Origin of the sequence: Pseudomonas sp. PDM27 (assembly GCF_019219205.1) — a bacterium.
GTDB classification, from domain to species: Bacteria; Pseudomonadota; Gammaproteobacteria; order Pseudomonadales; family Pseudomonadaceae; genus Aquipseudomonas; species Aquipseudomonas laurylsulfatiphila.
In genome coordinates this window covers 150,423-173,459 of sequence record NZ_JAHUWF010000012.1, presented here as the reverse complement: position 1 = coordinate 173,459, position 23,037 = coordinate 150,423, and the positions used below count along the sequence as shown (strand labels likewise).

Sequence of the window (23,037 nt, the reverse complement as noted above, 5' to 3'; positions counted from 1 at the left end):
AAATTGCACCCTTTCACTACTCTTGATATACACACACTCAAGGGCGCCGGCAGCGCGGCCACGAACAAGAACATTCCTCCGACAGGATGCGCCAGTGACGTTCATTTCCTACGCACAGAATTTCGAAGACATACGCCTGTGGCGCGCCCTCAAGACCGTCGAGAACGGCTTCTACATCGACGTCGGGGCAAACGATCCCACCCATGACTCGGTCACCAAGGCCTTCTACGACAACGGCTGGACCGGTATCAACGTCGAACCGATGCCCAACTACTACGAAGCCCTGTGCCAGCAACGCCCCAAGGACACCAACCTGCAATGCGTGGCCGGCGAAAGCGCCGACAGCCTGACCTTCTACGGCATCGCCGACACCGGCCTCTCGACCGTCGACCCGGCCATGGCACAGATGCACAAAGACGCCGGCATGGACGTGCGCAGCCAAACCGTCCAATCCCGCACCCTGACATCCATTTGCGAAGAACATGCCCAGGGCCGCGCTATCCACTTCCTGAAGATCGACGTCGAAGGCCACGAAGAGACCGTCCTGCGCGGCATGGACTTCACCCAGTGGCGGCCGTGGGTCATCCTCATCGAAACCCCGTGGGAGCGCGACCAGACCTGGGAAACCCTCGTTACCGGCGCCGGCTACCAGTCCATCCTGTTCGACGGCATCAATACCTACTACCTCGCCGAAGAACACTTGAACCTCAAACCCGCCTTCGACATCCCGCCGTGCAACCTGGACGAGTTCCAGTTCTGCAAAGGCCACAACTTCAGCCACCCCGTCGGCGATGCCGAACAGCAACTCGCCGCCGCCCTGCAACGCGCCGAACAGGCCGAAGCACAGCTACGCGCAATGCAAAACAGTCGAACCTGGAAAGCCATTCAGAAACTCAAGAAAACCCTGCTGCGCGCCTGACCCGAAGCCCGCGTAAAAATAGTCAGAATTCAGGGGTTTACAGAACCTATCCAATCGCTATAATCGTCGCCCTGACACGCCGGTATAGCTCAGATGGTAGAGCAACTGACTTGTAATCAGTAGGTCCCGGGTTCGATTCCTGGTGCCGGCACCATACAGAACAAGCCCTCGCAGAAATGCGAGGGCTTTGTTGTTTCTGGCATCCAGAAATCCAACGCCTAAATAGCACCCCGCCCCCCCCCTGTAGGAGTTGCCGAAGGCTGCGATCTTTTGATCTTCAGATTTCGATCCCAACGCGGATCCGGTTGCCCACCCAAATCTGCCTGAACACATACCCGTTACAATTTCACTTCAGCATGAAGTTGACGACCTCCTCCAGCTACCTATAATGCACCCCAACACACCCGCCAAGCCTAGGTTGACCCAGTCAGCAAGCTCAAATCGTGCGGGTTTTTTTTGCCTGGAGAAAACTACATGAGGCCCTTCGACAAGCCGGCCCTCAGCGTAGAACAGCAATTGGAACTGCTAAAGCAACGAGGCCTGCACGTCGCCAACGACGATCGGGCCATGCGTTTTCTCGAAGTGGTCACGCTGTTTCGCCTGAGCCCCTATATGCGTCCCTTCCAGGAGCCAGACCCTGAACATACCTTCAAGCCCGGTAGCACCCTGAAAGCAGTTGTCGACATCTACCGCTTCGATGGTTCGTTGCGACGCATAACCATGGATGCCATCGAACGTGTCGAAGTCGCCATACGAGCGACTATCAGCAATCACATGTGCCCTAAATATGGGCCTGACTGGATAGCTGACGCGTCAGTGTTCTCCTCGTCATACGCGCATCTCGAGTTATTGCGCCCACTGCGGGAGCAATTGAATAAAGAGCGCAACAAACTCAGACGTGATATTGAGCGCATAAAAAATGGTCGACAGGCCGAAGGGCTCCAACAACAGCGGATCGAAAACCGCATGCGCGATAACTACTTCCGATATTACGGAGCGACCTATGTCCACCCTGAGTTGCCGCCCGCTTGGGCGGTTCTTGAAGAACTCAGCCTTGGGACGGTATCTACCCTCTTCAATGCCATAGGCAGAAGTGCCGATAAGAAAGCTATCGCCGCCAGATTCAATCTGCCTTTCGATGTATTGGCCTCCTGGCTACACACCCTGACTTTCATTCGAAACTGCTGCGCCCATCACTCACGGCTATGGAACCGAGAGCTCTCGATACGACCGGCCTTACCCAAAGAGTGGATCATCCAAAATGCACCTGCTGACCGGCCTCAGCCCAAGCAGCGGCTATACATCGTATTGACGATACTGGCCTATCTAACCGACCTGATCAGTCCAGACAGCCAGTGGAAACTTCGCCTGGCCGAAATCATGGATCAGCAGGAACTGGGTTATTTGAGACTTATGGGATTTCCAAATGACTGGAAACATCAGCAGCAATGGTGTTTGGAATAAGGAAGCCAGAAACTGCTAGCATCGTCTGCACTATCCCCCGGCCACTCCTTCGAAGTCCGCGCCCCCCCGAAACATACCGTTCGTCTGGTGCCGGCACCATATAGATCAACAACCTCGCTGCACTGCTCGGTGGGCTCCCGCGCTGGTTTTACGTCGAAAGGACTCCCCAGATAGCGCCACGAAGCCGAAACTCGCTTCAGACCACGCACACTGGCGGAGTACTTGGCCTTCCTGGGCTACAAAGAACGCGCCGAGCCGAAAGCGACTGCGATAAAACTCGGGCTCGAGATCGTGCCAAGCTCCAGCAAGAGTGCCTGTCGAGTCAGCGACACAGCTCGCCCCGCAAGACTTCCACCACACGTTCCTGCTGCTCGTCCGACATGCCTACCCACAGCGGCAGTCGCAGCAAGCGTTCCGAGAGGTTCACCGTGTTGTCCATGGCGCCATGGACACGGCCGTAACGCTGGCCAGCCGGCGAGGAGTGCAGGGGCACGTAATGGAAGACCGAATTGATGCCCTCTCGCTTGAGGCCATCGAGCACCGGTTGTCGCGGCACGTCGGCGGGCAGCAGCACGTAGTACATGTGCGCGTTGTGCTGGCAGTCGGCCGGCACGATAGGGCGGCGCAGTGCCCCGCTGGTTTCTAGCGGCGCCAGCAAATCGTGATACCGCTGCCAGATGGCAAGCCGCGACTGCGTGATGTGTTCGGCCTCTTCCAGCTGTGCCCAGAGAAACGCGGCAGTCACGTCCCCTGGAAGGAATGACGACCCGACTTCCTGCCAGGTGTATTTGTCGACCTCGCCGCGGAAGAAACGGCTACGGTCAGTGCCTTTTTCGCGGATGATTTCTGCGCGCAACACATAGGCAGGATCATTGACCAGCAATGCGCCGCCCTCGCCCGAAATGACGTTCTTGGTCTCATGGAAGCTGAAGGCGCCGAAGTCACCGATACTGCCCAGAGCCCGGCCCTTGTAAGCGGCCATGACCCCCTGCGCCGCATCCTCGACCACCTTCAGGTTGTGACGCTGGGCGATCTCCATGATCGTATCCATCTCGCAACTCACGCCCGCATAATGAACCGGCACGATTGCCTTGGTACGCGGCGTGATGGCCGCCTCGATCAGCGTCTCGTCCAGGTTCAGGGTATCCGGACGGATATCGACGAACACGGGAACCCCGCCGCGCAAAACGAAGGCATTGGCCGTGGAAACAAACGTGAACGAGGGCATGATGACCTCGTCGCCCGGCTGGATGTCCAACAACAACGCGGACATTTCCAGCGCTGCCGTGCACGAGTGGGTCAACAAGGCCTTGCTCGAACCGGTACGTTCGGTCAACCACTCATGGCACCGTTTGGTGAACGGGCCATCGCCGGCGAGGATGTTGCCGAACTTGGCTTCAGCGATGTAATAAAGTTCTTTCCCCGTCATGTAGGGGCGATTGAACTGGATCTTTTTGTCTTCCACCATTTGGGCCTTCGCACGCAGATTTTAGTCGGGTCGAACTAGACATTACGTCGTTATGCCAAGTGGGGAGATCCACTCTTTTTCCGGGCGACAAGCAGCCTGGAAGCACCGACCGGAAAACTCACGCCCACCTTGATGAGCAAACACTCCAGCCACATCACGAGACCAAACAGCACATTGAGCGCCTTGGGTACCGCTAATTCGGCAGTCTCGCTCGTATCGCCCCGCTGTTGCTTCTTGGCGCCGCGTGAAATCATCATTGCCGGCAGCAGTAACGAGACGAACGATGTGCTGCGCACGACGGAAAACCCCGCCTCTTCCACCTTGCGATGCAGGTCGGCGGCATCGTAGCGCCGCACGTGGCAGGAATATTCATCCACCTGGCTCCACAGCCACTGATGCTGGGGCACGGTCAACAGCATGATTCCCCCGGGCTTCAGGGCACGGTGCATCTGCTGGAGCACCACGGTATCCGCCTCGATGTGCTCGATGACATCGAACGCGCCAATCGCTTCGAACTCGTCGATGTAAGGGATATCGCGCGCATCCATCTGCACGAACTCCGCACCGGGCAAGCGAGAGGAGGCAAACTTCAGCCCGGTCGAGAACATCTCGCTGCCAAGCAACCTGGCCTTCGGAAGCGCCACGGCGACCCGACTCAGAATGAAGCCGGTACCGCACCCGATTTCCAGAAATGAACGCATGCGCGGCGCATATTTCGTCAGCGCCCATGTAATCAACCTGCCACGCGCCCGGAACCAGAAATGGTCGCTTTCAAGATGCGCGTAGGTCTCGTAGAAGTCGGCCTTGAAGCCTTCCTGCTTGTCCTCGAGTTCTGGCGCAAACGCGGCAAAACCGTTCTTTCGAGCCACCTGATGTCCACACTGGGCACATGTCCATTGCTCCGAGGCGTACGGCGTCTCGCATTCAGAACAGATCTTCACGCCTGGTTCCCATCCGGTTGGTCATGACGAAAGACGAATAGCTTGAAGACGACGAACAAGAAACCTCCTACAACGAAAATGGCAGCGGCCTGGACCCACTGATGAGGATATCCCAGCTTGTCGACGAACACCGTCAGCAAGGCCAGGTTGAGCAAATAGCCGGCTGCGTGCGCCAGGCCGAAGCGCCAGGCCGTCCCCACGACGTTGCCGCGATGCTCGAACGCCCAGTTGCGGTTGCCCAGGAAGCTGATGCAGATGCCAAGCACGTACAGGAAGCTCATGGCCAGCTTGAAGGGGATGCCCAGCCACGTCAATGCCAGGTAGGCCGCATAGCCGATGGCATTGCAGGCGACGCCGACGACTGCGTAACGCAGAATGGGCCTGATCACGGGCCGCCAGCGCTGCATGAGAATCACTCGTCTCCCCAGACGGCAATCCCGAAACCCGTCTTGCCATAGCCGTTGCCGTTATAAAGCATGTAGCGTCGACCGGCATGATCGAAGACGAACGGGTAGCAGATCATCTCCGAATCCCAACCCGATTCCGATACGTCGATTCCCACCTGCTCATCGTGTCGCGTCCATTGCACGCCATCGGACGAGGTCGCGTAGCGGATCCGGTAGGTGGGGCAGTCCTTCGTGGCGCGGGAGCAGAACCACATCCGGTACATGTCCGCATCCTTGAGCACGCGCGGCACACCCAGGGCGTACTCGTGTTCGTCACGGAACCCGATGGCAACCGTGCCGTCGCGCTCCCACTCGATCCCGTCGGCGGACTCGGCATACTCGAGATGATAGAAGTGCTTCGCTTCCGAAGGGCCTTGCTCCCATCGCACACAGGAGGTGAACCAGGCCCGGAATCGTCCGGCCTCGAACTGCACCTCGGGGGTGGCGACGAAGTGAGGAAGATCGCGGGTGCGGTCGATGACGGGGCCGCGGAACAGCTTCTCGAAGCGCTGGCTGGCCTCGTTCCATTCGGCCAGGCCGATGGAATTGCGGATCTTCACCGTTACGCCCAGGTTGATCCCGGTGTAGTACAGCAGCTTGCGGCCACCGACGTTGACGATCGAATTGGGCAAGGCACCACTGTCGTCGAAACATCCGAGGTCGCCCGGTTCGAGGACCGGATCCGGATGGACGCGCAAGACCTTGGTCGGGTCCTGCATGTCGATCTCGAGGAAGCCGCCGTGTCCGCGATTATGCTTGTCACGCGATGAGAAGTAGATGCGATACAGGTCGCCGTCCACTTGCTCAGCAATGGGAATCATCGCGTGAGAATGCAACCAATCGCTCTGCCCTTCTGCGCAGAATATCTTGCCTAGTTTTTTCCACATGGGATGTCTTCACGCCAATGATGAGGGTCTTCAGATGTTCCGGACGCGGGTACTCGGCACGCGCGACCGTTCGGTGGCTTGTCCGACGTACACGCCTTCGGCAGCGGCATCTCCAAGAATCAGGGCACCGGCGCCGATGATGCATTTCTCGCCGATGGTGACGTGATCGCGAAGGGTTGCATTGACGCCGAGAAAACAGCTTTCCCCGATCGTCACACGGCCGGATACGACGATGTGCGAGGCCAGGAAACAGTGGTCCTCGATACGCGAATGATGTCCGACGTGGTTGCCGCTCCACAGGGTCACGTTGTTGCCGATGCGCACGAAGGGCTGAACGGTATTGTCTTCCAGGATGAAGCAGTTCTCGCCGATGTCCTCTGTCAGCACCGAGGCTCGGGAACTGATGTAGCTGACCATTTCGTAGCCCAGGGCCTTCACTGCCAGATATTTTTCCTTGCGGATCTGGTTGAGCTTGGAATAGCCGAGCGCGACGAAAAAGACATACCGGTCTGGCGGGTAGATCTGGGTGACTTCATCGAATGCCACCACCGGAAATCCCATGAAGCTCTTGTCGTCCGGCATGTAGGCGGGATCGACGGCAAACGCCTCGACCTGATAGTCGGAGTCGTTGGAAAAATAATAGAGTGCGAGCTCGGCGGCGTCGGTGAGACCAAAAATAATGAGTTTTTTCATTCGATGCTCCGCGTCTCAGCCTGACGGTAGACGTTCCGGACGATAGTGTAGGGTCTCTGTTTGACTTCGGAATAGATCTTGGCGAGATAAATCCCGACCACGCCGACGAATGCGATGATCAGGCCGCCGAGCAGCCAGATCGAAGCCATCAGCGACGTATAGCCGCTGGGTGGGTTTGCCAGGAGCAGCCAGTTGACGACGAGAAAGCTCGTGTAGGCGGCCGACAGCAGGAAAATCGCGCAGCCCACCACGAAGATTCCCACCAGCGGTGCACTGCTGAAGGCAGTAATCGAATTGACCAGTTGCGCCACTTTCTTGCCCAGCGTGTAGGTCGTCTCGTCACGACTGCGCTTGTCGATGGTCTGCGCACGCTGATCGAAACCGGTGATGACCCACAGGCCCGCCATGAACAACTCGCGTTCGTCGTGCTGAATCAGCGCGTCCACATAGCGGCGCGACATCAGCCTGGCGACGACGATATTGTCGGGCATATCCAGCCCACTGAGGAAACGGAAGAGCTTGTAGAACACCTGCCCGGTCCAGCGCTCGAAGTGCTTGCCTTTTCGCTGCTGCTGGACACCGTAGACCACATCGGCCTTTTCGCGCTCCATCTGCTCGCTGAACGAGAGCAACCATGCCGGATCTTCCTCCAGGTCGCTATCGAGCAGGAAGACACGTTCACCGCGGGCATGTCGCAGGCCCGTCATCATGGCCTTGTGGTGGCCGAAGTTGCGCGAGAGATCGACGACCACCACGTGGTGATCGGCTTCGCTCAACTGGACGGCCAGTTCCAGGCTTGAATCGGGCGAGCCGTCGTTGACCAGTACGATCTCGTAATCGTCTCCGACCAGTTGTTGTGCCGCCTGGCTTGCACGGAGATGGAACTCCTCGATGAACTTGGCCGAGCGGTAAAGCGTGGCGACGATGGACAGCTTCATGCTTTGACATGCCTCATGTAACGGCGCGCGTCCTTGCCGCAATTGAACAGCAGATCCAGGACGGTGACGCCATGGGTGAATTCCCCCCACAGTTGCGGATACTCGGGGAAGCCGGCGTAATCGAACCATTGCAGCGCAATGCCGGCGTCGTCGAACAGCGGCGCCTCGATGTAGTCCTTTGCCGCCGGCCCCGACAGGTATTGCGTCGCACCGGCCTGCTGACAAAGGTCCACCAGGCGGGCAGTCCGGGTTTTGTCGCCGGCAGACACATAGTCCCAGCAATTCGTAATGCGGGTTTCAATACCGATGTATCGGCAAATCGCTTCCATGAACTTGCGGTTCATCGACGACAGGCCCGTGTGGGTCTCCGCCAGATAGAGCGGCTCGAGCCACTGGGCGACCTCATCGAAGAAAGGCGCACGCCGATAGTTGCTCTGCAGCGTTTTCCAGTGCTTGACCTGCCAGGCAGGGGCCAGCTCGACATCGCGAATGCGGCGGCTGATGCCTTGCCCGACAGGCACGCTGAGCCACTGGACGCCTTGCGGCGTCTTGATCAGGTTGCGATTGCGCCAGTCGTTCTTGGTGAACTGCATGTCGTCGTAGAGGATGAACTCATCGACCGCCGCGATCATGTCGAAATAGCCCTTCCAGGGTATGTAGTTCGACTGGAGAATGGCGACCGTCTTCATGGTTGCTTGATGCTCGCGTCCCAGGCGCCCGGGAAGTAACACCCTTGGCATTTTGCCTGCGCGACCTGCTGGAGATGGAAAGAAATGCAGAACAACAGCGCCAGCGCCCAGAAACGCAACGCAACCGGTGAAGGTTTGAACGCAAAATTCAGAACAATCGCGACGAAAACCGGTGCCATCAGCAGGTAGTCATACAGGTACGGATGAATGGCAACGGCCTGCGGCCACAGCAGGCTGGTCATCACGTATTGCGAAAAAAGCAGGAAGTAGAACAGGCCGATGCCGGCCAACGGGGAGGTCCCCGTCGGTGCCGCAACACCGGCAGGTTCACGCCGTTTGATCATGCGCAAACAGGCCAACTGGGCTACCAGGAACAGGATCGGCACGGCGATGGTCCCAAATGGCCGCGGGAACTGCGGAACAAGTACCGACTTCAGGATGTTGGTGAAATAAGTGGTGTCGCCATCCAGGCCAGCGCGAAACAGCCAGCCGCTGTTCGACGAGGTGAAACCCAGTGCCTTCGATATCAGTGGGGACGGCAGATAGAAGGCAACGGCCGCCACGATGGCCACCAATGCCAGACGACACATCCGTCTGTCGAGACCGTCGCTGCGGCATGCCCAAACCATCAAGGCGAGCCCCAGCAACGCTGCCGAGATCGGAGAAAACACGGCAAACAACACGATCACGGTCATGACCGCTGCGGACCGTTCCGGATTTTTCCAGATCAAGAACGCAGCCAGCGCCTGGAACGCAAATATCAATGGGAACGTATTGTCGACGTTGAATCTGGCCGAAGTAATCCAGAATCCCGGCATCGACACCATGAATACGACCGATAACAGAATCAGCAGCCCCTGACCGAATGCCAGGCGCTTTTCCACCAGACGGGACAGAAAAAAGAACGTAACGCCTGCCAGCGAAATAATGTTCAGGAAAGCCCCTGTCACTCTCATCGGTAATGCCGACACATACATTTCCACTTTATAGAGGGCGTACATGTAGAACAGATAAGCCGTGGAGTGGTTGGAATACGCGATCTTTTTTGCGTAGTCCTCCATCGAATAGAAGACGAGGAAACCGTGCTGCGAAAAAGCGTGTTGCTCCCAGATGGGGAACGTGAAGTTTCTCAGGCGCTCGGGCGCCATCGCAATCTGGCTTGCCGCTTCCCGGAAGCCCAGTGAGTACACCACGCCGATGGTTATGACGACTGCCAGCAAGTATAAGCAGGAGAAAAGCTTATTATTTTTTATAAAGATCATCTTTTCTAATATTCGCAATACGCTTGGGATAATTGGTGCCAGTGCGGGAGGCCCAACGCGGCATTTGCTGCCAAACGAGGTAAGAATCGGGTAGCGATCGGGGGAATGGCCCGTAGTTATAGGGGATTACGGTCAGGCGGCAGCGCGATCATAATCTAGATGTACGGTCTGGTGAAGCGCTCCCCCTGGAGAATGGCGAATTGATTCATCGTACTTTTCCAGTCGTGGGCGGGTGTTGGCGAAGCTGCCAATGGTCTTTTCCTTATTTCGTATACAAGGGATTTTTCTGGTTTTAGTTATCTGGCGAATCATGGAAAAACGCCGGGACAAGCCGCTTGTAATCAGTAGTTCCAGGGTTTGATTCCTGGTGCCGGCGCCCTAAAAAAAAGCCCTCGTAGAAATACGAGGGCTTTGTTGTTTCTGTCGTCCGGAAAATCAGGCCTCAGTGACCTGCACTCTGCCCGCCATCCACGTGCAGGATTTCGCCAGTGACAAACTTGGCGCCGTCCAGATACACGACCGCCTGCGCAATATCGTCTATCTCGCCCATGTGCCCGAGCGGGTGCAGATTGCCCAGTGCTTCATGGGTTTCTGCGCCGTGCATCGGGGTCTTGATGATGCCCGGGCTGACCGCGTTCACCCGGATCCCGCGCTTGGCGTATTCGATGGCCAGGGATTTGGTTGCCGCGTTGAGGCCGCCCTTGGTCAGCGAAGCCAAGACCGATGGCACGCCGTCGATGGCGTGGTCCACCAGGCTGGTGGTGATGTTGACGACGTGGCCGCTGCCTTGCTTTTCCATCTCGGCGATGGCGAGTTGGGTGATGAAGAAGAAGCCATTGACGTTCACCGACAACACATTGGCGTAGTCTTCTGCGGTGTACGCGGTGAACGGCTTGGCGATGAAGATCCCGGCGTTGTTGACCAGGGTATCGATGCGACCGAAACGGGACATCGCTTCACGGATGACGCGGCGGGCGGTTTCCGGCTCACCGATGTCACCGGCCACGGTGAGAATGTCCGGATCGGTGGACGGCTTGATCGAGCGCGAAGTGGCGACGATCCGGTAACCGAGTTCACGAAAGGCTTTGACCATACCGTCGCCGAGACCTTGGGATGCGCCGGTGATAACGATGACTTTTTTCGAAATGCTCATGATGAAGACCTCTGACAATAAAAAGTGGGGTAGAAAATCTGTAATCAGGCGTCGGCCGGTGCCTTGGCCATTTCTCTCAACATCTGTTCGTAGTACTCGACCGATTGCGAGCCGGACACCAGGTGGCGACCGTTCAGCACCATGGCCGGCACCGAATTGATGCCGCGCTGCTGGTAGTACGCTTCAAGCTCCCGCACCTCAGCGGCGAACGCACCGGACGCCAGCACCTCTTGTGCAGCTGCCCCGTCCAGCCCCGCTTCAGTCGCCAGACTCACCAGCGCCTGGTGATCACTCGGGTTCTGGCCTTCGCTGAAATAGCCCCGCAGCAGCACCTTCTTCAGCTCGACTTGCCGCCCTTCCTGCAACGCCCACAGCAGCAAGCGGTGCGCATCAAAGGTGTTGTAGAAATGCGTGCGCTTCTCCAGATCGAACTTGAAGCCAATGGCCTCGCCGCGAGCGATCTGCATGGCCTTGCCGGCGGCGACGTCTTCAGCCGTGCGCCCGTACTTGCGCATCAGGTGCTCGACCGCTGGCTCACCTTCAGCCGGCATGTTCGGGTTCAATTCGAACGGCTTGTAGGTCAGCTCGACCGAGACTTCCCCGGCCACGTTCTCGATCGCCTGCTCCAGCGCCGTCGCCCCCAGCGCGCACCAGGGGCACACCACATCGGAGATGAAATCGATGGTGACCGAGGACGTCATGACTTGCCCTCCGCCTCGGCCAGTTGCTTGCGGTACTGGGTGGTGGTGATACCGGCGTAACCCCAGTTATCGGTGTCGACTTCCTCGATCACGATGTGGGTCAGGTCAGGGCGCTTGTTGAGGACGCGTTCCAGTGTTTCAGTGATTTCGGCGATCACCTGAGCTTTCTGCTCAGTGGTAACGCCATCGCGAGTGATGCGTACGGTTACGAAAGGCATGAGGGCAACTCCAGTGACCTTCCCGTCGGGATGATGGGAGAGGCGTTGGAGATGAATGTATGGGGTTGGCGGGAGGGGATAAAGGTGGGGGCGGGAACTTCATTCATTACGTGATGTAATGAGTATGGCATACCGAAAATGCATGACTGCAAGACTCATCCGGGTCAAGGCGACCCGCGCCCAACAAAAAACGCAGCCTTGGTAGGCTGCGTTTTTTGTGACGGAGGCTGGAAACGCCGCAATCATTAAACTGAGATTGACTGATCAGTGACCCAACGCTGCAAGTACATGTTCCGGGTCGTTATGAATCGCTCGCAACAACGCACGGGCAGGCCCCTCAGGATCACGCCGTCCTTGCTCCCAATTGCGTAACGTTCCCACGGGAACATCAATTCGCTTGGCAAACGCGGCTTGGGAAAGTCCCGTGGCGAGGCGAATTTTTTTGACCTGTGCAGCATCGACATGGAATTCGCGCGAGGGCTCTCGCTCACCTCGGTCGATCTCATCCATCTGCGTCATGCTTTCAACAAGACGATCGAAGAGATTTTTTTCCATTATTTCCATCCTTTATTGATGGCACAAAGAACTGCTTTTTCTCTATCCGAAAGGGTGTCTTGAATCCCTTTCCGGTAAATCAGTAGCAAACGTATCTGAAAAGCAGAGGTTACGTGATAGTAGATCACCCTTACGCCACCACTCTTGCCCCTGCCATGCGCGGCCCAGCGAATTTTTCTAAGCCCGCCAGTGCCCTCGATCAAAGCGCCAGCCTCGGGATGTTCGGCGAGATACTGTTGAAATTCTCCATATTCGTGATCGCCCAGATGACCTGGAAGGTCAGCGGTAAAAATCGGCGTCTCGATGAAGATCATGCAGTCCCTGCTATGCGTCAATGGCGTATAGCATGAATTCTAGGTGTCAGGATAGTTAAGGGCAATTAGTCTTTCATTTCAGCGTTTTTATTCAAAAAAAACCCCGAACCAGTCGGGGCTTTTTCTTTCTCAGCCTTGCATCAGGCCTCGACACCACACCCCATCATCAGAAAATATTGATCGGGTAATCCACAAACACACGCACTTCATTGCCGCTGACGTTGTACTCGCTGGACTTCTGCGACACGCGCAGGACCGAGCTGCGCAGTTTCACGCTGAGGTCTTTGGCCGGGCCGCTTTGGACGACGTATTTGATCTGGTTGAAGATCTCGCGCTCGGTGCCGCCTTCGCTGGTGGACGTGGTGATGTTGTCACCGCGTACGTAGGCGAAGTTGTAGCTCAGGCCCGGTACACCGAAGGTGCTGAAGTCCAGGCCGTAGCCCAGTTGCCAGCTGCGTTCGTCTTCGGCGTTGAAGTCGGACCAGTAGGAGTTCGCCAGGTAGATGGTGTTGCCACCGTCGCCGATGCGGCCTTGATCTTTCTGGTAGCCGCCGTAGGCGTAGCCCAGGTTGCTGTCACCGGTGCTGCGCTGGTGCGCGAGGGTGAACGAGTGCGGGCCGGTGACGAAGGTAGCCGCCAGGCTCCAGATTTTGTTGTCGTCGCCGGTGATACCGTTTTCGCGGACGTAGGAGTCGTCCAACTTGGTGCGGTAGCCGTTGAAGTCCAGGGTCAGGGACTGATCCTTGTCGATCGGGAACACGTAGTTGGCGTTCACGTATTGCTTCTTCAGCACGTCTTCGACGTCGGAAGCGTACAGCGCGGCCTTGAATTGTTCGGAGAACTGGTAGCTACCGCCCAATACGTTGATCGACTTCAAGCCACCGCTGTCACGGCCTTCGGCGCTTTTACGCGATTCGGCGGTGAAGCGACCGGCGTCCAGTTGCAGGCCTTTGATCTCCCTGGAGGTGATCAGGGTACCGGTGTAGCTTTCCGGCAGCAGGCGCGAGTTGTCGTAGCTCAGCACCGGCAAGGCCGGCATCTGGTCGCCGTAGGTGAGGGTGGTGCTGGACAGGCGGAACTTGATCGCTGCGCCGCCCTTGGACAAGTCGTCAGCCGGCTGGCCGCTGTCGCCCTTTTTGAAGAAGTCGATGCCTTGCGCGCCGCTACGGTCTTCGCTGCGCTCCAGGTTCAGTGCATACAGGCCGAAAGCGTCCACACCCACACCCACGGTGCCTTGGGTGAAGCCGGACGAGAACGTGCCGATGGCGGCCTGGCCCCACTCGGATTTATCCGGGTTGCCGTCTTTGTAGTCACGGTTCATGTAGGCGTTGCGCAGGAGCACTTTGAGGCTGCTGTCTTCAACGAAACCCTTGGATTCGGCCTGGTCGTTCGCCATGGCCTGTGTAGCGCTCAACATCCCCAGAGCAATCAGGCTGATTCTCTTGTTCAACATTTTGTTTTTTCCTTGATGCGGTTGATACGCGCTGTGTCGAATGGCCGAAACGGCGCTATGGCGCTCTTATTTCGAGGCGAAAACAAAAAGGCCCGCCCACGATTTCTCGCGGCGGGCCTTTTATTGTTTTTGAGTCGTGGCGGTCGGCCACAGGCGTTGGGCCGAATCGTAGCGGCGCCCTTAACGACGTGTCAATTTCATGAATCTTCTAGAAATAGGCGAAAAACGTCTAAGAAATTGCTTTACGCGGCAGGAATATTCAATCGGCGCAGCCTTCGAGACCACAGGCTGCTACGGAATGGGATGAGTGCTGCTCCGGCAGCGACTGACCCAGCCACTGTGCAAATGCCTGGGGTTTGCCCAGCCAGGGTCCGATATCGATCAGGGTGAATTGGCCATTGTGTTCAAGTACCAGGGTCGGAAACCCCTGCCCGCCCACCTTGGCCAGCAAAGCCCGGCTGTCCTTGATATGGCCTTCGGTGTCGGCTGCCCCGAAGGCTCTTTCGAAGGCTTGAGGGTCCAACCCCATATCATTGGCCAGTTCAAACAGTACCGAATCGTCGGCGATGCGGCGCCCTTCCACGTAGTGAGCACTTTGCAAACGCCCCAGCAACTCCAGCCCGCGACCCGCCATTTGCTCGGCAGCCAGCACCGCAGCGATCGGTGGAGCCGAGTCGAACACAGCGCTGTGGTCTCGCAGCAAACCTTCGAAATAGGCTTCACCGAACGGCTGCCCGCTGTATTCGGCAATGCGCCGGTCATGGGGCATGACGTAACTGCGCAGTTGTGGCGAAACCCTTTGCCGATTGGCCCCCGTCATCATGCCGCCGCCGTGGGCAAGCACGGGCAGCACAGCCTGGGCGGCTTGCACCAGCGGTTTGGCGCCGTAGCACCAACCGCACAACGGGTCGTAGATGTAATGCAGGATCATGGGAAAGCTCCGACAGAAATTCAGGAAAATTCGATGTCGACAGATTAGTGCCGTAGCAACCCCGGAAAAACGCCGTATCAGCTTTCAGTCTGTTGCTTGAATCGGTCGAATGACTGCGTAAACCCTTTGTATCAACCAAGAAACAATTCGAAACAATCAAATGAGACCAGTTCTCAATAACTACTAACGACAGCAAATGACAAGCATTACTATTCGCGCCTTCCACATGCTTCAACCTAAAAATCCTACGGATGCGCTCTTCAATGCCTGCCCCTTTTCGCCTTGCGCCCTACAGCCTTGGGCTCTCTGCCTTGTTGTCTGCCGGTTTTTCCTATGCTGCACCGACCACCTTGCCTGCGACATCGATCAGCGCCGAAGCTGAAGCCGACGACCCGCGCGTGACAGAAACCAACACAGCGACCCGGACCGCCACGCCGGTGCGCTACGTGCCACAAGCCATCGACTCGATCAAAACCTCGAACGTGATGGATTACGGCACCAACGATCTGGGCACGGCGCTCAGTGGCATCCCCAACGTCAGCAGCGGCGCCGACACACGCTTCGACAGCCTGCGCATCCGCGGTTTCGACGCCAGCAACGATTTCTATCTCGATGGCATCCGCGACGACAGCCAGTACGTGCGCGACTTGCACAACATCGAACGCATCGACGTCCTGAAAGGCCCTGCCGCCGTGTTGTATGGCCGTGGCAGCCAGGGCGGGATCGTCAACCGGGTGAGCAAACTGCCCGAGTTCGGTCGCCGCTCGACCCTTGAGGCCCAAGGCGGTAGCGAGGACTTGCGCAGCCTGTATGCCGACCTCAGTACCGATCCTTCCGAGAACATCAGCCTGCGCCTGAACATGGGCAACATGGACGAGAACAGCTTCCGCGATGGCGTGAGTGGCAATCGCCAGCTGTTCGCACCCTCGATGAGCTGGCAGCTGACACCCGACCTGAACTGGTTGGTGCAGTACGAATACAGCCGCTACAACCGCACGCCGGATCGTGGCATCCCCGGTGTAGACGGTCGCCCGGCCGACGTAGGACGCGATACCACCTACGGCAGTGAAAACGATTTCATCGACGACAAGGCGCAATCCCTGCGTTCGAAACTCACCTATGAACTGAGCGACAACTGGCAGCTGCGCCAAACCCTGGGTGTGTTCAAGCTCGACAGCGATTTCGACAATACTTACTTGAGCGGCTATGTCCCGGCCACCAACAAGGTCACGCGCCAGCACTGGCAGCAGGACCTGAATACCCGCAACGTCTACAACAACGTCGAGCTGGAAGGTGGCTTCGAGACTTTCGGCCTGGAGCACCGCCTGCTCACCGGCATCGAGATCGGCAGCCAGCGCCGCGACCCGCTGCTGTACACCGCCGCCACTTCCGGGCCGGGCAGCTCCCCGGTGCCGGCGCTGGACCTGTACACCCCCGACCGCAATTTGCGTCATACCGGGCGCATGGTGGTGTCGAGCAACACCCATACCGAGGTCGAAAGCCGGGCGGTGTATGTGCAGGATCAACTGCGCCTGAACGATCAATGGCAGTTGCTCGCCGGCCTGCGTTACGACACGTTCGATATCGAGTCGACCAACAAGGTGCGCAACATTTCCGAAGACAGTGACAGCCATAGCACCAGCCCTCGCGTTGGCGTGGTCTGGACGCCGCTGCAAAATCACTCCTTCTACGCGTCCTGGAGCAAGACGTTCTCGCCAGTCGGTGGTGGCTTGATCGGCATCACTCCGGGCGCTGCGGGCAACAGCAATGACCTGAGCCCGGAGCTGACCAAACAGAAGGAAATCGGGGTCAAGAGTGACTGGCTCGACGATCGCTTGAGTACCACGCTGGCCATCTACGAGTTGGAACTCTACAACCGCCGCACCAGCGATCCGAACAACCCGACCATTACCCTGCTCTCCGGGCTGCAACGTTCACGCGGGATCGAGCTGACAGCCGCCGGCAGGATTACCGGCAATTGGTACGTGCGCGGTGGCGTGGGTCTGCAGGACGCAACCATCGAAAAGGACAACAACGGCCTGGAAGGCAAGCGCATCAACAACGTGGCCAAGCACAACGGCAGCCTGTTCCTGACCTGGAAACCGGAAATGGGCTGGTATGCCGAAACCGGTTTGACCCTGGTTGGCGACCGCTATGCCGACAACCTCAACACCGTCGTGTTGCCGGGTTATGGCCGCTGGGACGCCTTGGCGGGCTTCCGTCAAAAGGATTGGGATTTGCGCGCAGCGCTGAACAATATCAGCGACAAGACGTATTACTCGTCGGCGACCAGTGCATTCCAGATCCAGCCGGGGGCACCGCGTAGTTTGGTGGTGACGGGCACCTACAGCTTCTAGACACCAAAAAACCTGTGGGAGCGGGCTTGCTCGCGAAGGCGTGGTGTCAGCCAATGGCAACGATGCTGACACACCGCTTTCGCGAGCAAGCCCGCTCCCACAGGGTTCAGTGTGCTGAAAAAAAAAGCGCTGCCATCCCGGCAGCGCTTTTTCTTGATCAATCCGTTGTTGTTCTTCTTATCCTTCCATTACATCCCACAACGCATCCAGTTCCGCCTCGCTGAATAAACCAGCAGGGTAACGCTCGATCATCGTCCGGCGCGGATCAGTTTCACTGATCTGACGCATTCCATTGGACTTGAACCAGTGCGCCAGAATCTGGAGCGATTCGCTATTTACGGCCAGGGGATGCAACGCCTTGTCGCTCACTACGTTCACTTCGGCGTTCATTTCAGCGCTCTCTCCCGGTTTGTGAGCGGCTAACTTATCCAAGGTTTATGACAGAACATCGAAGTTCTCCCCCTCCCCGAGTTACAACCGCAGAGATACAAGAGCTGTGCCAAGGTGTCTGAAGTGTGGCCTGGCAGATACAAAAAAGCCCGCAACCCTGAAGGGCTGCGGGTTCTGTGCATGGCGGGAGGCTGATTTACAGCTTGAGAAATTTCGCAGTCAACTCAAGATGTTACAACCTCACTCACTCCTTGTGCGGCGCGGGTTGCTGCTGGGTAAGGCAGTGAATATTGCCGCCCCCCAGTAACAGTTCGCGACCAGGCACCATCACCACTTCATGCTGTGGGAACAGGTTCTGCAGGATTTCCTTTGCCGGGCCATCCTGCGGGTCGTCAAAGCACGGCGCAATGATGCCGCCGTTGACGATCAGGAAGTTCACATAGGAACCGGCCAGACGCACAGTCGGGTTACGTTCCTGAGTACCGTCCACCGGATCGACGCCGGCACATTCTTCCTCGGTCGCAAACAGCGGGCCCGGGATTGGCATTTTGTGCACCGTGAACGGGCGACCCTTGGCGTCGGTGCTGCTTTGCAGCACGTTCATCGCCGCCTGGCAGCGCGGGTAGTTCGGGTCCTGCGGATCATCGGTCCAGGCCAGCAGCACTTCACCCGGACGCACGTAGCAGCAGAAGTTATCCACATGGCCGTCGGTTTCGTCGTTGAACAAGCCGTCCGGCAGCCAGATGATTTTATCCACAGCCAGGTTCGCACTCAGGACCGCTTCGATTTCTTCGCGGTTCAGGTGCGGGTTGCGATTGCGGTTGAGCAGGCATTCTTCGGTGGTGATCAGCGTGCCTTCGCCGTCGACGTGAATCGAACCGCCTTCAAGTACGAAGCCTTCGGTGCGGTAACGCGGGCTGCGCTCGATCTCGAGGATCTTGCCGCCGACCTGCGAGTCACGGTTCCACGGCGAATACAGGCCGCCGTCAAAACCGCCCCAGGCATTGAAGTCCCAGTTCACGCCACGGACTTCGCCACTGTTATTGATGACGAAAGTCGGACCGGAGTCGCGGACCCAGGCGTCGTCACTGGACATTTCCACTACGCGAATATTCGGCACGTCCAGACGGGCACGGGCGTTTTCGTACTGGCCGGCGGAGACCGCCACGGTGACCGGTTCGAAACGGGCGATGGCCTTGGCCACGGCCACGTGCGCGGCTTGTGCCGGTTTACCACCCAGGCGCCAGTTGTCCGGGCGCTCGGGCCAGATCATCCAGGTCTGGGTTTGGGGGGCCCATTCGGCTGGCATGTAGAAGCCGTCGGCGCGAGGGGTGCTGTTCAACGTGGTCATGACTCAGGACTCCGGAGTGGCGTTGATGCCTGACAGAAAAGAAAGCGCATGGGTACACGCCGTGGACTGGTCACTTTATATCCGATAAATATCGGCTTTTAAAGCACCCTCAATCGACGATTACAAAAATAACCGACAGAAAGCCGATATCAATCGAATTAACACCACCACCTCTGTGGGAGCGAGCTTGCTCGCGATGGGGCCGTGTCAGTCACAGATTTTTCGACTGAAAGACCGCTATCGTGAGCAAGCTCGCTCCCACAGGGGGAATGTGTTTACAGGCCTTCCGCCAGCACCTTCGACAGCATGTCCACGAAGAAATCCACGCTCTGGCGCGAAGTAACCATCGGCGGCTTGATCTTGAGGATGTTCAGGTAATCGCCGGTCGGCTGCATGAAGATCCCCAGCTCGCGCAAGCGATCGCACAGTGCGGTGGTTTCCTCGGTGGCCGGCTCCAGGGTGTCGCGGTTGCGGATCAACTCGACGCCCAGGTAGAAACCGGAACCATGCACTGCGCCCACTAACGGATGAATATCGATCAACGCTTCGAGGCGCTGTTTGAAGTGGCCGCCAACGATCTGGGCGTTCTCCCAGAGTTTTTCCTCTTCCATCACGTCCAGCACGGCCATGCCGACCTGGCAGCTGACCGGGCTGCCACCGGCGGACGAGAAGAAATAACCCTCGGCCTCCAGTGCCTCGGCGATTTCCCGGCGGGTGATGACCGCGCCCAGTGGCTGGCCGTTGCCCATGCCTTTGGCCATGGTGATGATGTCCGGCACCACGCCTTGCTCTTCGAAGCCCCAGAAGAAATCGCCCATGCGTCCGTAGCCGACCTGCACTTCGTCGGCGATGCACACGCCACCCTGGGCCCGGACCATGCCATAGACTTGCTTCAAATAGCCCGGTGGCAGCGAGATACCACCGGCATTGCCGTACACCGGTTCGCAGATGAAACCGGCCAGTTGGCGTTTCTGCTCGGCGATTTTCGCCAGGTTGTGCTCGACGCTGCGCACATAATCCGGCGCACTGTCGGGGCCACGGAATTCACCGCGATAGGTGTTTGGCGCGGTCACCGGGTGTACCCAGTCCGGGCGGCTGCTCAAGGCCCTGGGGTTGTCGGCGATCGAGGTCGACACCGAGTCGGCACCTACCGTCCAGCCGTGATAGGCCTCCAGCACGCTGAGCATGTCGCGACCGCCGCTGTAGGCCCACGCCAGGCGAATCGCCAGGTCGTTGGCCTCGCTGCCGCTGTTGACCAGGAACACGCGGTCCATGCCGTCAGGGGACAGTTTCAGCAAGCGTTCGGAGAACTCGGCCACGGCCGCATAGTTGAAACGCGAATTGGTGTTGAGCAACGACCACTGGCGACTGGCGACCGCCGCCATGCGCGGATGACCGTGGCCCAATACCGCGACGTTGTTGAGCATGTCGAGGTAGGAGCGCCCCTGCATGTCGATCAAATGGTTGCGCCAGCCACGCTCGATGCGCGGCGGGTCGACGTAATAATGTTTTTGCGTACGGGCGAAACTGGCGTCACGCCGGGCCAGCAAGGTCGCGCCGTCGAGCTCTGCTTCGGCATCACAGGCCAGCCCCAGCAATGCCGCAGGAGATGGGCACAGTGCCTGCCAGGCAGCAGCGCGCGATGGCGTGCAGAACAACGGCGCATCGATCGACGCGCCACGGCTCAACTGCAGGATCAACGGCCCGCTGACCGAACCCAGCACCTGGCCTTTGACCAGTGCCGCGCCGTTGTGCAGCGACGGCGTGACACCCCAAAGCCGCACACTCAATTGCGGGCCATCCAGTTGCAGCACGCCCGCCGACGGCTGGTGCACCACACCGGCAAACGGTGCTTCGACCGTCGTGCCCTGAGGGACACGCAGTTCAACGTGCAAGGGGCAAGTGTCCGGTTCAGTGGCGCTGTCCGGGCGGGTGTGGGACAGGCGGTACTGTCCATAGCGACTGGCCGCCAGGCCATGCGCCGCGGCCGCTTCATCCAGCAGACGCTGATCGACACCCGCCTGCTCCCAGTTTCCGGCCTCGAAATGCGGGCTGAGCACCCCCAGATCAATCAAGGCGAACTCTCGCCCCACCAGGCTTGGCAACAGCGGTGCAAAGCCTTCACTGCCGATGGTGGGCAGGTTCTGGCCGACGGCGGTAAGGATCGCCGCTTCCATCAAGGCCAGCGGCACCGACGTGGCCACCCGGAAGATTTCCCACTCATGGACCAGGTTATCGCGACTGTAGGCATTGCCCGGATCGATGTTGACCTGCTGTTCGCCACTGAGCACCAGCACCGCCGCACGGGCGACGATCAGCGGCCACAGCGCCAGCAACTCTTCGTGTTGCAAGGGGTTGACCGCGTGGTAAGCCTGGATTGCCGGCAAAATGCAGAACGGATCGCCCTCGCCATGATGCAGCAGCGCGGCGCAGGTGACCGACAGATCAGTAATGCGCCAGGTACGCACCAGGTCACCGAAATCGATCACGCCTTGCAGTTGCCAATGGCGTTGCGCATCGCGCTGCCACACCACGTTGTCGTCGGTGATGTCCATATGAATGGCCTGCACCGGCAGTTTGGCTTCCAGCGGCTGCAAATGCCGCTCGGCTTGTGCGGACGCGTCGACGATCAGTTTGCGCTGGGCTTCATCCTTGATCACCGGCAGCAAGTGCGCGATCAGGGCGTGAGCGTGGCGGGCGTCCCATTGCAGGGTTCGTATCAGGCCCGGATGGTCGAAGTCCGCCAGGGCCAGGTCCATTTCACCGCACAGGCGACCGAAACCGGACACCACCGTCGGGTTGAAATGGCCAAGGCTCGTCAGCGGCTGGCCTTCGATGTAGTCGAGCAGGCGAACGTGCACTGCCTGGCCGCCCACGTCCAGAGACAGCAGCTCTGCACCGTTTTTCGCCGCGATAACACGCGGCACATGGACATCGGGGTGCGCGCCCAAGTGCTTGAGCCCGGCATGCTGCGCCTGAAGCTCAACGACCGAGTAGTCGCCACGGCAGATTTTCAGGACGAAACGTCCCCGCTCGCTGTCGACGCGGTAGTTCAGGTCTTGCTGGCTGCCGAGGGCCTGCAGTCTGCCGCTGAACCCGTAATGTTCCTCCAGCAGCTCTAGCGCTTGCTCCGCAGATACCTGCGGGCTGGGCAAACTGGCGCGATGAATCAACGTGGCGAGCGGCATACAACAACCCCTGAAATTTTATTAGGCGCCTATATCGCCACTGCTTCGGGCGATACGCAACCCCCCGCAAGCCGGTATGGGTGTTCTGGGTCTCGCCTCCAATAGCACTTTGCGCAAGAATGGCGACCATTAAACGCATGCAACTGGAGAGCCCACCATGAACGTAGTGACCACCGACCTGCCCGGTGTTCTGATCCTCGAACCCAAGGTCTTTGGTGACGAGCGTGGTTTCTTCTACGAGAGTTTCAACGCCAGGGCCTTCAAAGAGGCCACCGGGCTGGACACTGAATTCGTTCAAGACAATCACTCCCGTTCGCAGAAGGGTGTGCTGCGCGGCCTGCATTACCAGCTGGAAAATACCCAGGGCAAACTGGTCCGCGTCACAGTCGGTGAAGTGCTGGACGTCGCCGTGGACATTCGTCGCAGCTCGCCGCACTTCGGCCAATGGGTCGCCGTGCGGCTGTCCTCCGCCAATCATCGGCAGCTCTGGGTCCCGGAAGGTTTTGCCCACGGGTTCGTTGTACTGAGCGAATTTGCCGAGTTCCTGTACAAAACCACCGACTACTACACGCCATCGGCCGAACGCAGCATTCGCTGGGACGACCCGGACCTGGCCATCGACTGGCAACTCGAAGGCACGCCGCAGCTGTCGGCCAAAGATCAGGCCGGCGTGTTTTTCAAGGACGCCGACGTCTTTGCCTGAAAGGCCGGCGCAAGCT

22 protein-coding genes and 1 tRNA gene are annotated in these 23,037 nt (G+C 58.5%); 5 read left to right on the top strand and 18 right to left on the bottom strand.

All coding sequences use genetic code 11. The annotated features are described in order from the left end of the window. Positions 1 to 94 precede the first annotated feature (94 nt). The 3 genes from KW838_RS23200 (at position 95) to KW838_RS23190 (ending at position 2,383) form a co-directional block, all read left to right on the top strand. Complete coding sequence (locus KW838_RS23200; protein ID WP_218485847.1) at positions 95 to 919, top strand: FkbM family methyltransferase; 825 nt, start codon at positions 95 to 97, stop codon at positions 917 to 919. Positions 920 to 997: 78 nt separating this feature from the next. Beyond that, positions 998 to 1,073 (top strand) — tRNA-Thr (locus KW838_RS23195). Positions 1,074 to 1,393: 320 nt separating this feature from the next. Next, positions 1,394 to 2,383, top strand: coding sequence for an Abi family protein (locus KW838_RS23190; RefSeq protein WP_218503704.1), 990 nt, complete (start codon positions 1,394 to 1,396; stop codon positions 2,381 to 2,383). Positions 2,384 to 2,705: 322 nt separating this feature from the next. Here the strand turns inward: KW838_RS23190 and rffA are convergent, their stop codons facing one another. The 15 genes from rffA to KW838_RS23115 all read right to left on the bottom strand — a co-directional run bounded on the left by rffA (position 2,706) and on the right by KW838_RS23115 (position 15,032). Continuing rightward, on the bottom strand, positions 2,706 to 3,851 hold the full coding sequence (gene rffA, locus KW838_RS23185) for a dTDP-4-amino-4,6-dideoxygalactose transaminase (protein ID WP_256358946.1): 1,146 nt from the start codon (positions 3,849 to 3,851) through the stop codon (positions 2,706 to 2,708). Between the two features lie 50 nt (positions 3,852 to 3,901). Further along, on the bottom strand, positions 3,902 to 4,720 hold the full coding sequence (locus KW838_RS23180; RefSeq protein WP_371317886.1) for a class I SAM-dependent methyltransferase: 819 nt from the start codon (positions 4,718 to 4,720) through the stop codon (positions 3,902 to 3,904). 68 nt (positions 4,721 to 4,788) lie between these two features. Next, positions 4,789 to 5,181 carry a GtrA family protein gene (locus KW838_RS23175; RefSeq protein ID WP_371317885.1) on the bottom strand — a complete coding sequence of 131 codons (393 nt, stop codon included), beginning with the start codon at positions 5,179 to 5,181 and terminating at the stop codon, positions 4,789 to 4,791. A gap of 23 nt (positions 5,182 to 5,204) precedes the next feature. Then, positions 5,205 to 6,125, bottom strand: a complete 921-nt coding sequence (locus tag KW838_RS23170; RefSeq protein ID WP_218503703.1) for a hypothetical protein — start codon at positions 6,123 to 6,125, stop codon at positions 5,205 to 5,207. Positions 6,126 to 6,155: 30 nt separating this feature from the next. After that, complete coding sequence (locus tag KW838_RS23165) at positions 6,156 to 6,818, bottom strand: acetyltransferase (RefSeq protein ID WP_218503702.1); 663 nt, start codon at positions 6,816 to 6,818, stop codon at positions 6,156 to 6,158. Next, positions 6,815 to 7,756 carry a glycosyltransferase family 2 protein gene (locus tag KW838_RS23160; protein WP_217836904.1) on the bottom strand — a complete coding sequence of 314 codons (942 nt, stop codon included), beginning with the start codon at positions 7,754 to 7,756 and terminating at the stop codon, positions 6,815 to 6,817. The genes KW838_RS23165 and KW838_RS23160 overlap by 4 nt, the downstream gene beginning before the upstream one ends. Beyond that, the gene (locus tag KW838_RS23155; RefSeq protein WP_102700249.1) at positions 7,753 to 8,445 is read right to left on the bottom strand and encodes a WbqC family protein; all 693 of its coding nucleotides are present in this window, start codon (positions 8,443 to 8,445) and stop codon (positions 7,753 to 7,755) included. Before KW838_RS23155 ends, KW838_RS23160 begins: the two co-directional genes overlap by 4 nt. Continuing rightward, positions 8,442 to 9,665, bottom strand: coding sequence for a hypothetical protein (locus tag KW838_RS23150; protein WP_218503701.1), 1,224 nt, complete (start codon positions 9,663 to 9,665; stop codon positions 8,442 to 8,444). The genes KW838_RS23155 and KW838_RS23150 overlap by 4 nt, the downstream gene beginning before the upstream one ends. Positions 9,666 to 10,149: 484 nt before the next feature. Then, positions 10,150 to 10,860, bottom strand: a complete 711-nt coding sequence (locus KW838_RS23145) for an SDR family NAD(P)-dependent oxidoreductase (protein ID WP_218503700.1) — start codon at positions 10,858 to 10,860, stop codon at positions 10,150 to 10,152. A 44-nt stretch (positions 10,861 to 10,904) separates the two neighbouring features. Then, positions 10,905 to 11,561, bottom strand: coding sequence for a DsbA family oxidoreductase (locus KW838_RS23140; protein WP_218503699.1), 657 nt, complete (start codon positions 11,559 to 11,561; stop codon positions 10,905 to 10,907). Next, positions 11,558 to 11,779, bottom strand: a complete 222-nt coding sequence (locus KW838_RS23135; protein WP_007972813.1) for a 4-oxalocrotonate tautomerase family protein — start codon at positions 11,777 to 11,779, stop codon at positions 11,558 to 11,560. The genes KW838_RS23140 and KW838_RS23135 overlap by 4 nt, the downstream gene beginning before the upstream one ends. A gap of 264 nt (positions 11,780 to 12,043) precedes the next feature. Then, complete coding sequence (locus tag KW838_RS23130) at positions 12,044 to 12,334, bottom strand: DNA-binding transcriptional regulator (RefSeq protein WP_218475718.1); 291 nt, start codon at positions 12,332 to 12,334, stop codon at positions 12,044 to 12,046. Continuing rightward, entirely contained in the window at positions 12,334 to 12,648 is a 315-nt protein-coding gene (locus tag KW838_RS23125; protein ID WP_218503698.1) for a type II toxin-antitoxin system RelE/ParE family toxin, read from the bottom strand. The genes KW838_RS23130 and KW838_RS23125 overlap by 1 nt, the downstream gene beginning before the upstream one ends. A gap of 166 nt (positions 12,649 to 12,814) precedes the next feature. Then, entirely contained in the window at positions 12,815 to 14,101 is a 1,287-nt protein-coding gene (locus tag KW838_RS23120) for an OprD family porin (RefSeq protein ID WP_218503697.1), read from the bottom strand. 259 nt (positions 14,102 to 14,360) lie between these two features. Continuing rightward, positions 14,361 to 15,032: a DsbA family protein gene (locus tag KW838_RS23115; protein WP_218503696.1), complete on the bottom strand. Its 672-nt coding sequence runs from the start codon at positions 15,030 to 15,032 to the stop codon at positions 14,361 to 14,363. Between the two features lie 263 nt (positions 15,033 to 15,295). Here KW838_RS23115 and KW838_RS23110 point away from each other — a divergent pair, with 263 nt between their 5' ends. Next, positions 15,296 to 17,389, top strand: coding sequence for a TonB-dependent siderophore receptor (locus tag KW838_RS23110; RefSeq protein WP_218503695.1), 2,094 nt, complete (start codon positions 15,296 to 15,298; stop codon positions 17,387 to 17,389). 177 nt (positions 17,390 to 17,566) lie between these two features. On the opposite strand, the gene KW838_RS23105 is transcribed toward KW838_RS23110, so the two are convergent. From KW838_RS23105 to KW838_RS23095, 3 genes are all read right to left on the bottom strand, one after another. Continuing rightward, entirely contained in the window at positions 17,567 to 17,779 is a 213-nt protein-coding gene (locus KW838_RS23105; RefSeq protein ID WP_007972820.1) for a hypothetical protein, read from the bottom strand. Positions 17,780 to 18,023: 244 nt separating this feature from the next. After that, positions 18,024 to 19,130: an agmatine deiminase gene (gene aguA, locus KW838_RS23100; RefSeq protein ID WP_116580862.1), complete on the bottom strand. Its 1,107-nt coding sequence runs from the start codon at positions 19,128 to 19,130 to the stop codon at positions 18,024 to 18,026. Between the two features lie 275 nt (positions 19,131 to 19,405). Continuing rightward, positions 19,406 to 22,318 carry an aminotransferase gene (locus KW838_RS23095; protein WP_218503694.1) on the bottom strand — a complete coding sequence of 971 codons (2,913 nt, stop codon included), beginning with the start codon at positions 22,316 to 22,318 and terminating at the stop codon, positions 19,406 to 19,408. A gap of 157 nt (positions 22,319 to 22,475) precedes the next feature. On the opposite strand from KW838_RS23095, the gene rfbC reads away from it, so the two are divergent. Next, entirely contained in the window at positions 22,476 to 23,021 is a 546-nt protein-coding gene (gene rfbC, locus KW838_RS23090) for a dTDP-4-dehydrorhamnose 3,5-epimerase (RefSeq protein ID WP_218503693.1), read from the top strand. The last annotated feature ends 16 nt before the right edge of the window (positions 23,022 to 23,037 follow it).

Excerpts from the sequence above, each read along its gene's own strand:
- KW838_RS23190 (WP_218503704.1), top strand. The coding sequence starts at position 1,394 with ATGAGGCCCTTCGACAAGCCGGCCCTCAGCGTAGAACAGCAATTGGAA.
- KW838_RS23130 (WP_218475718.1), bottom strand. The coding sequence starts at position 12,334 with ATGGAAAAAAATCTCTTCGATCGTCTTGTTGAAAGCATGACGCAGATG.
- KW838_RS23165 (WP_218503702.1), bottom strand. The coding sequence starts at position 6,818 with ATGAAAAAACTCATTATTTTTGGTCTCACCGACGCCGCCGAGCTCGCA.
- KW838_RS23160 (WP_217836904.1), bottom strand. The coding sequence starts at position 7,756 with ATGAAGCTGTCCATCGTCGCCACGCTTTACCGCTCGGCCAAGTTCATC.
- KW838_RS23170 (WP_218503703.1), bottom strand. The coding sequence starts at position 6,125 with ATGTGGAAAAAACTAGGCAAGATATTCTGCGCAGAAGGGCAGAGCGAT.
- KW838_RS23120 (WP_218503697.1), bottom strand. The coding sequence starts at position 14,101 with ATGTTGAACAAGAGAATCAGCCTGATTGCTCTGGGGATGTTGAGCGCT.
- KW838_RS23115 (WP_218503696.1), bottom strand. The coding sequence starts at position 15,032 with ATGATCCTGCATTACATCTACGACCCGTTGTGCGGTTGGTGCTACGGC.
- KW838_RS23125 (WP_218503698.1), bottom strand. The coding sequence starts at position 12,648 with ATGATCTTCATCGAGACGCCGATTTTTACCGCTGACCTTCCAGGTCAT.
- KW838_RS23095 (WP_218503694.1), bottom strand. The coding sequence starts at position 22,318 with ATGCCGCTCGCCACGTTGATTCATCGCGCCAGTTTGCCCAGCCCGCAG.
- KW838_RS23145 (WP_218503700.1), bottom strand. The coding sequence starts at position 10,860 with ATGAGCATTTCGAAAAAAGTCATCGTTATCACCGGCGCATCCCAAGGT.
- KW838_RS23110 (WP_218503695.1), top strand. The coding sequence starts at position 15,296 with ATGCCTGCCCCTTTTCGCCTTGCGCCCTACAGCCTTGGGCTCTCTGCC.
- KW838_RS23140 (WP_218503699.1), bottom strand. The coding sequence starts at position 11,561 with ATGACGTCCTCGGTCACCATCGATTTCATCTCCGATGTGGTGTGCCCC.
- KW838_RS23135 (WP_007972813.1), bottom strand. The coding sequence starts at position 11,779 with ATGCCTTTCGTAACCGTACGCATCACTCGCGATGGCGTTACCACTGAG.
- KW838_RS23155 (WP_102700249.1), bottom strand. The coding sequence starts at position 8,445 with ATGAAGACGGTCGCCATTCTCCAGTCGAACTACATACCCTGGAAGGGC.
- rffA (WP_256358946.1), bottom strand. The coding sequence starts at position 3,851 with ATGGTGGAAGACAAAAAGATCCAGTTCAATCGCCCCTACATGACGGGG.
- aguA (WP_116580862.1), bottom strand. The coding sequence starts at position 19,130 with ATGACCACGTTGAACAGCACCCCTCGCGCCGACGGCTTCTACATGCCA.
- rfbC (WP_218503693.1), top strand. The coding sequence starts at position 22,476 with ATGAACGTAGTGACCACCGACCTGCCCGGTGTTCTGATCCTCGAACCC.
- KW838_RS23105 (WP_007972820.1), bottom strand. The coding sequence starts at position 17,779 with ATGAACGCCGAAGTGAACGTAGTGAGCGACAAGGCGTTGCATCCCCTG.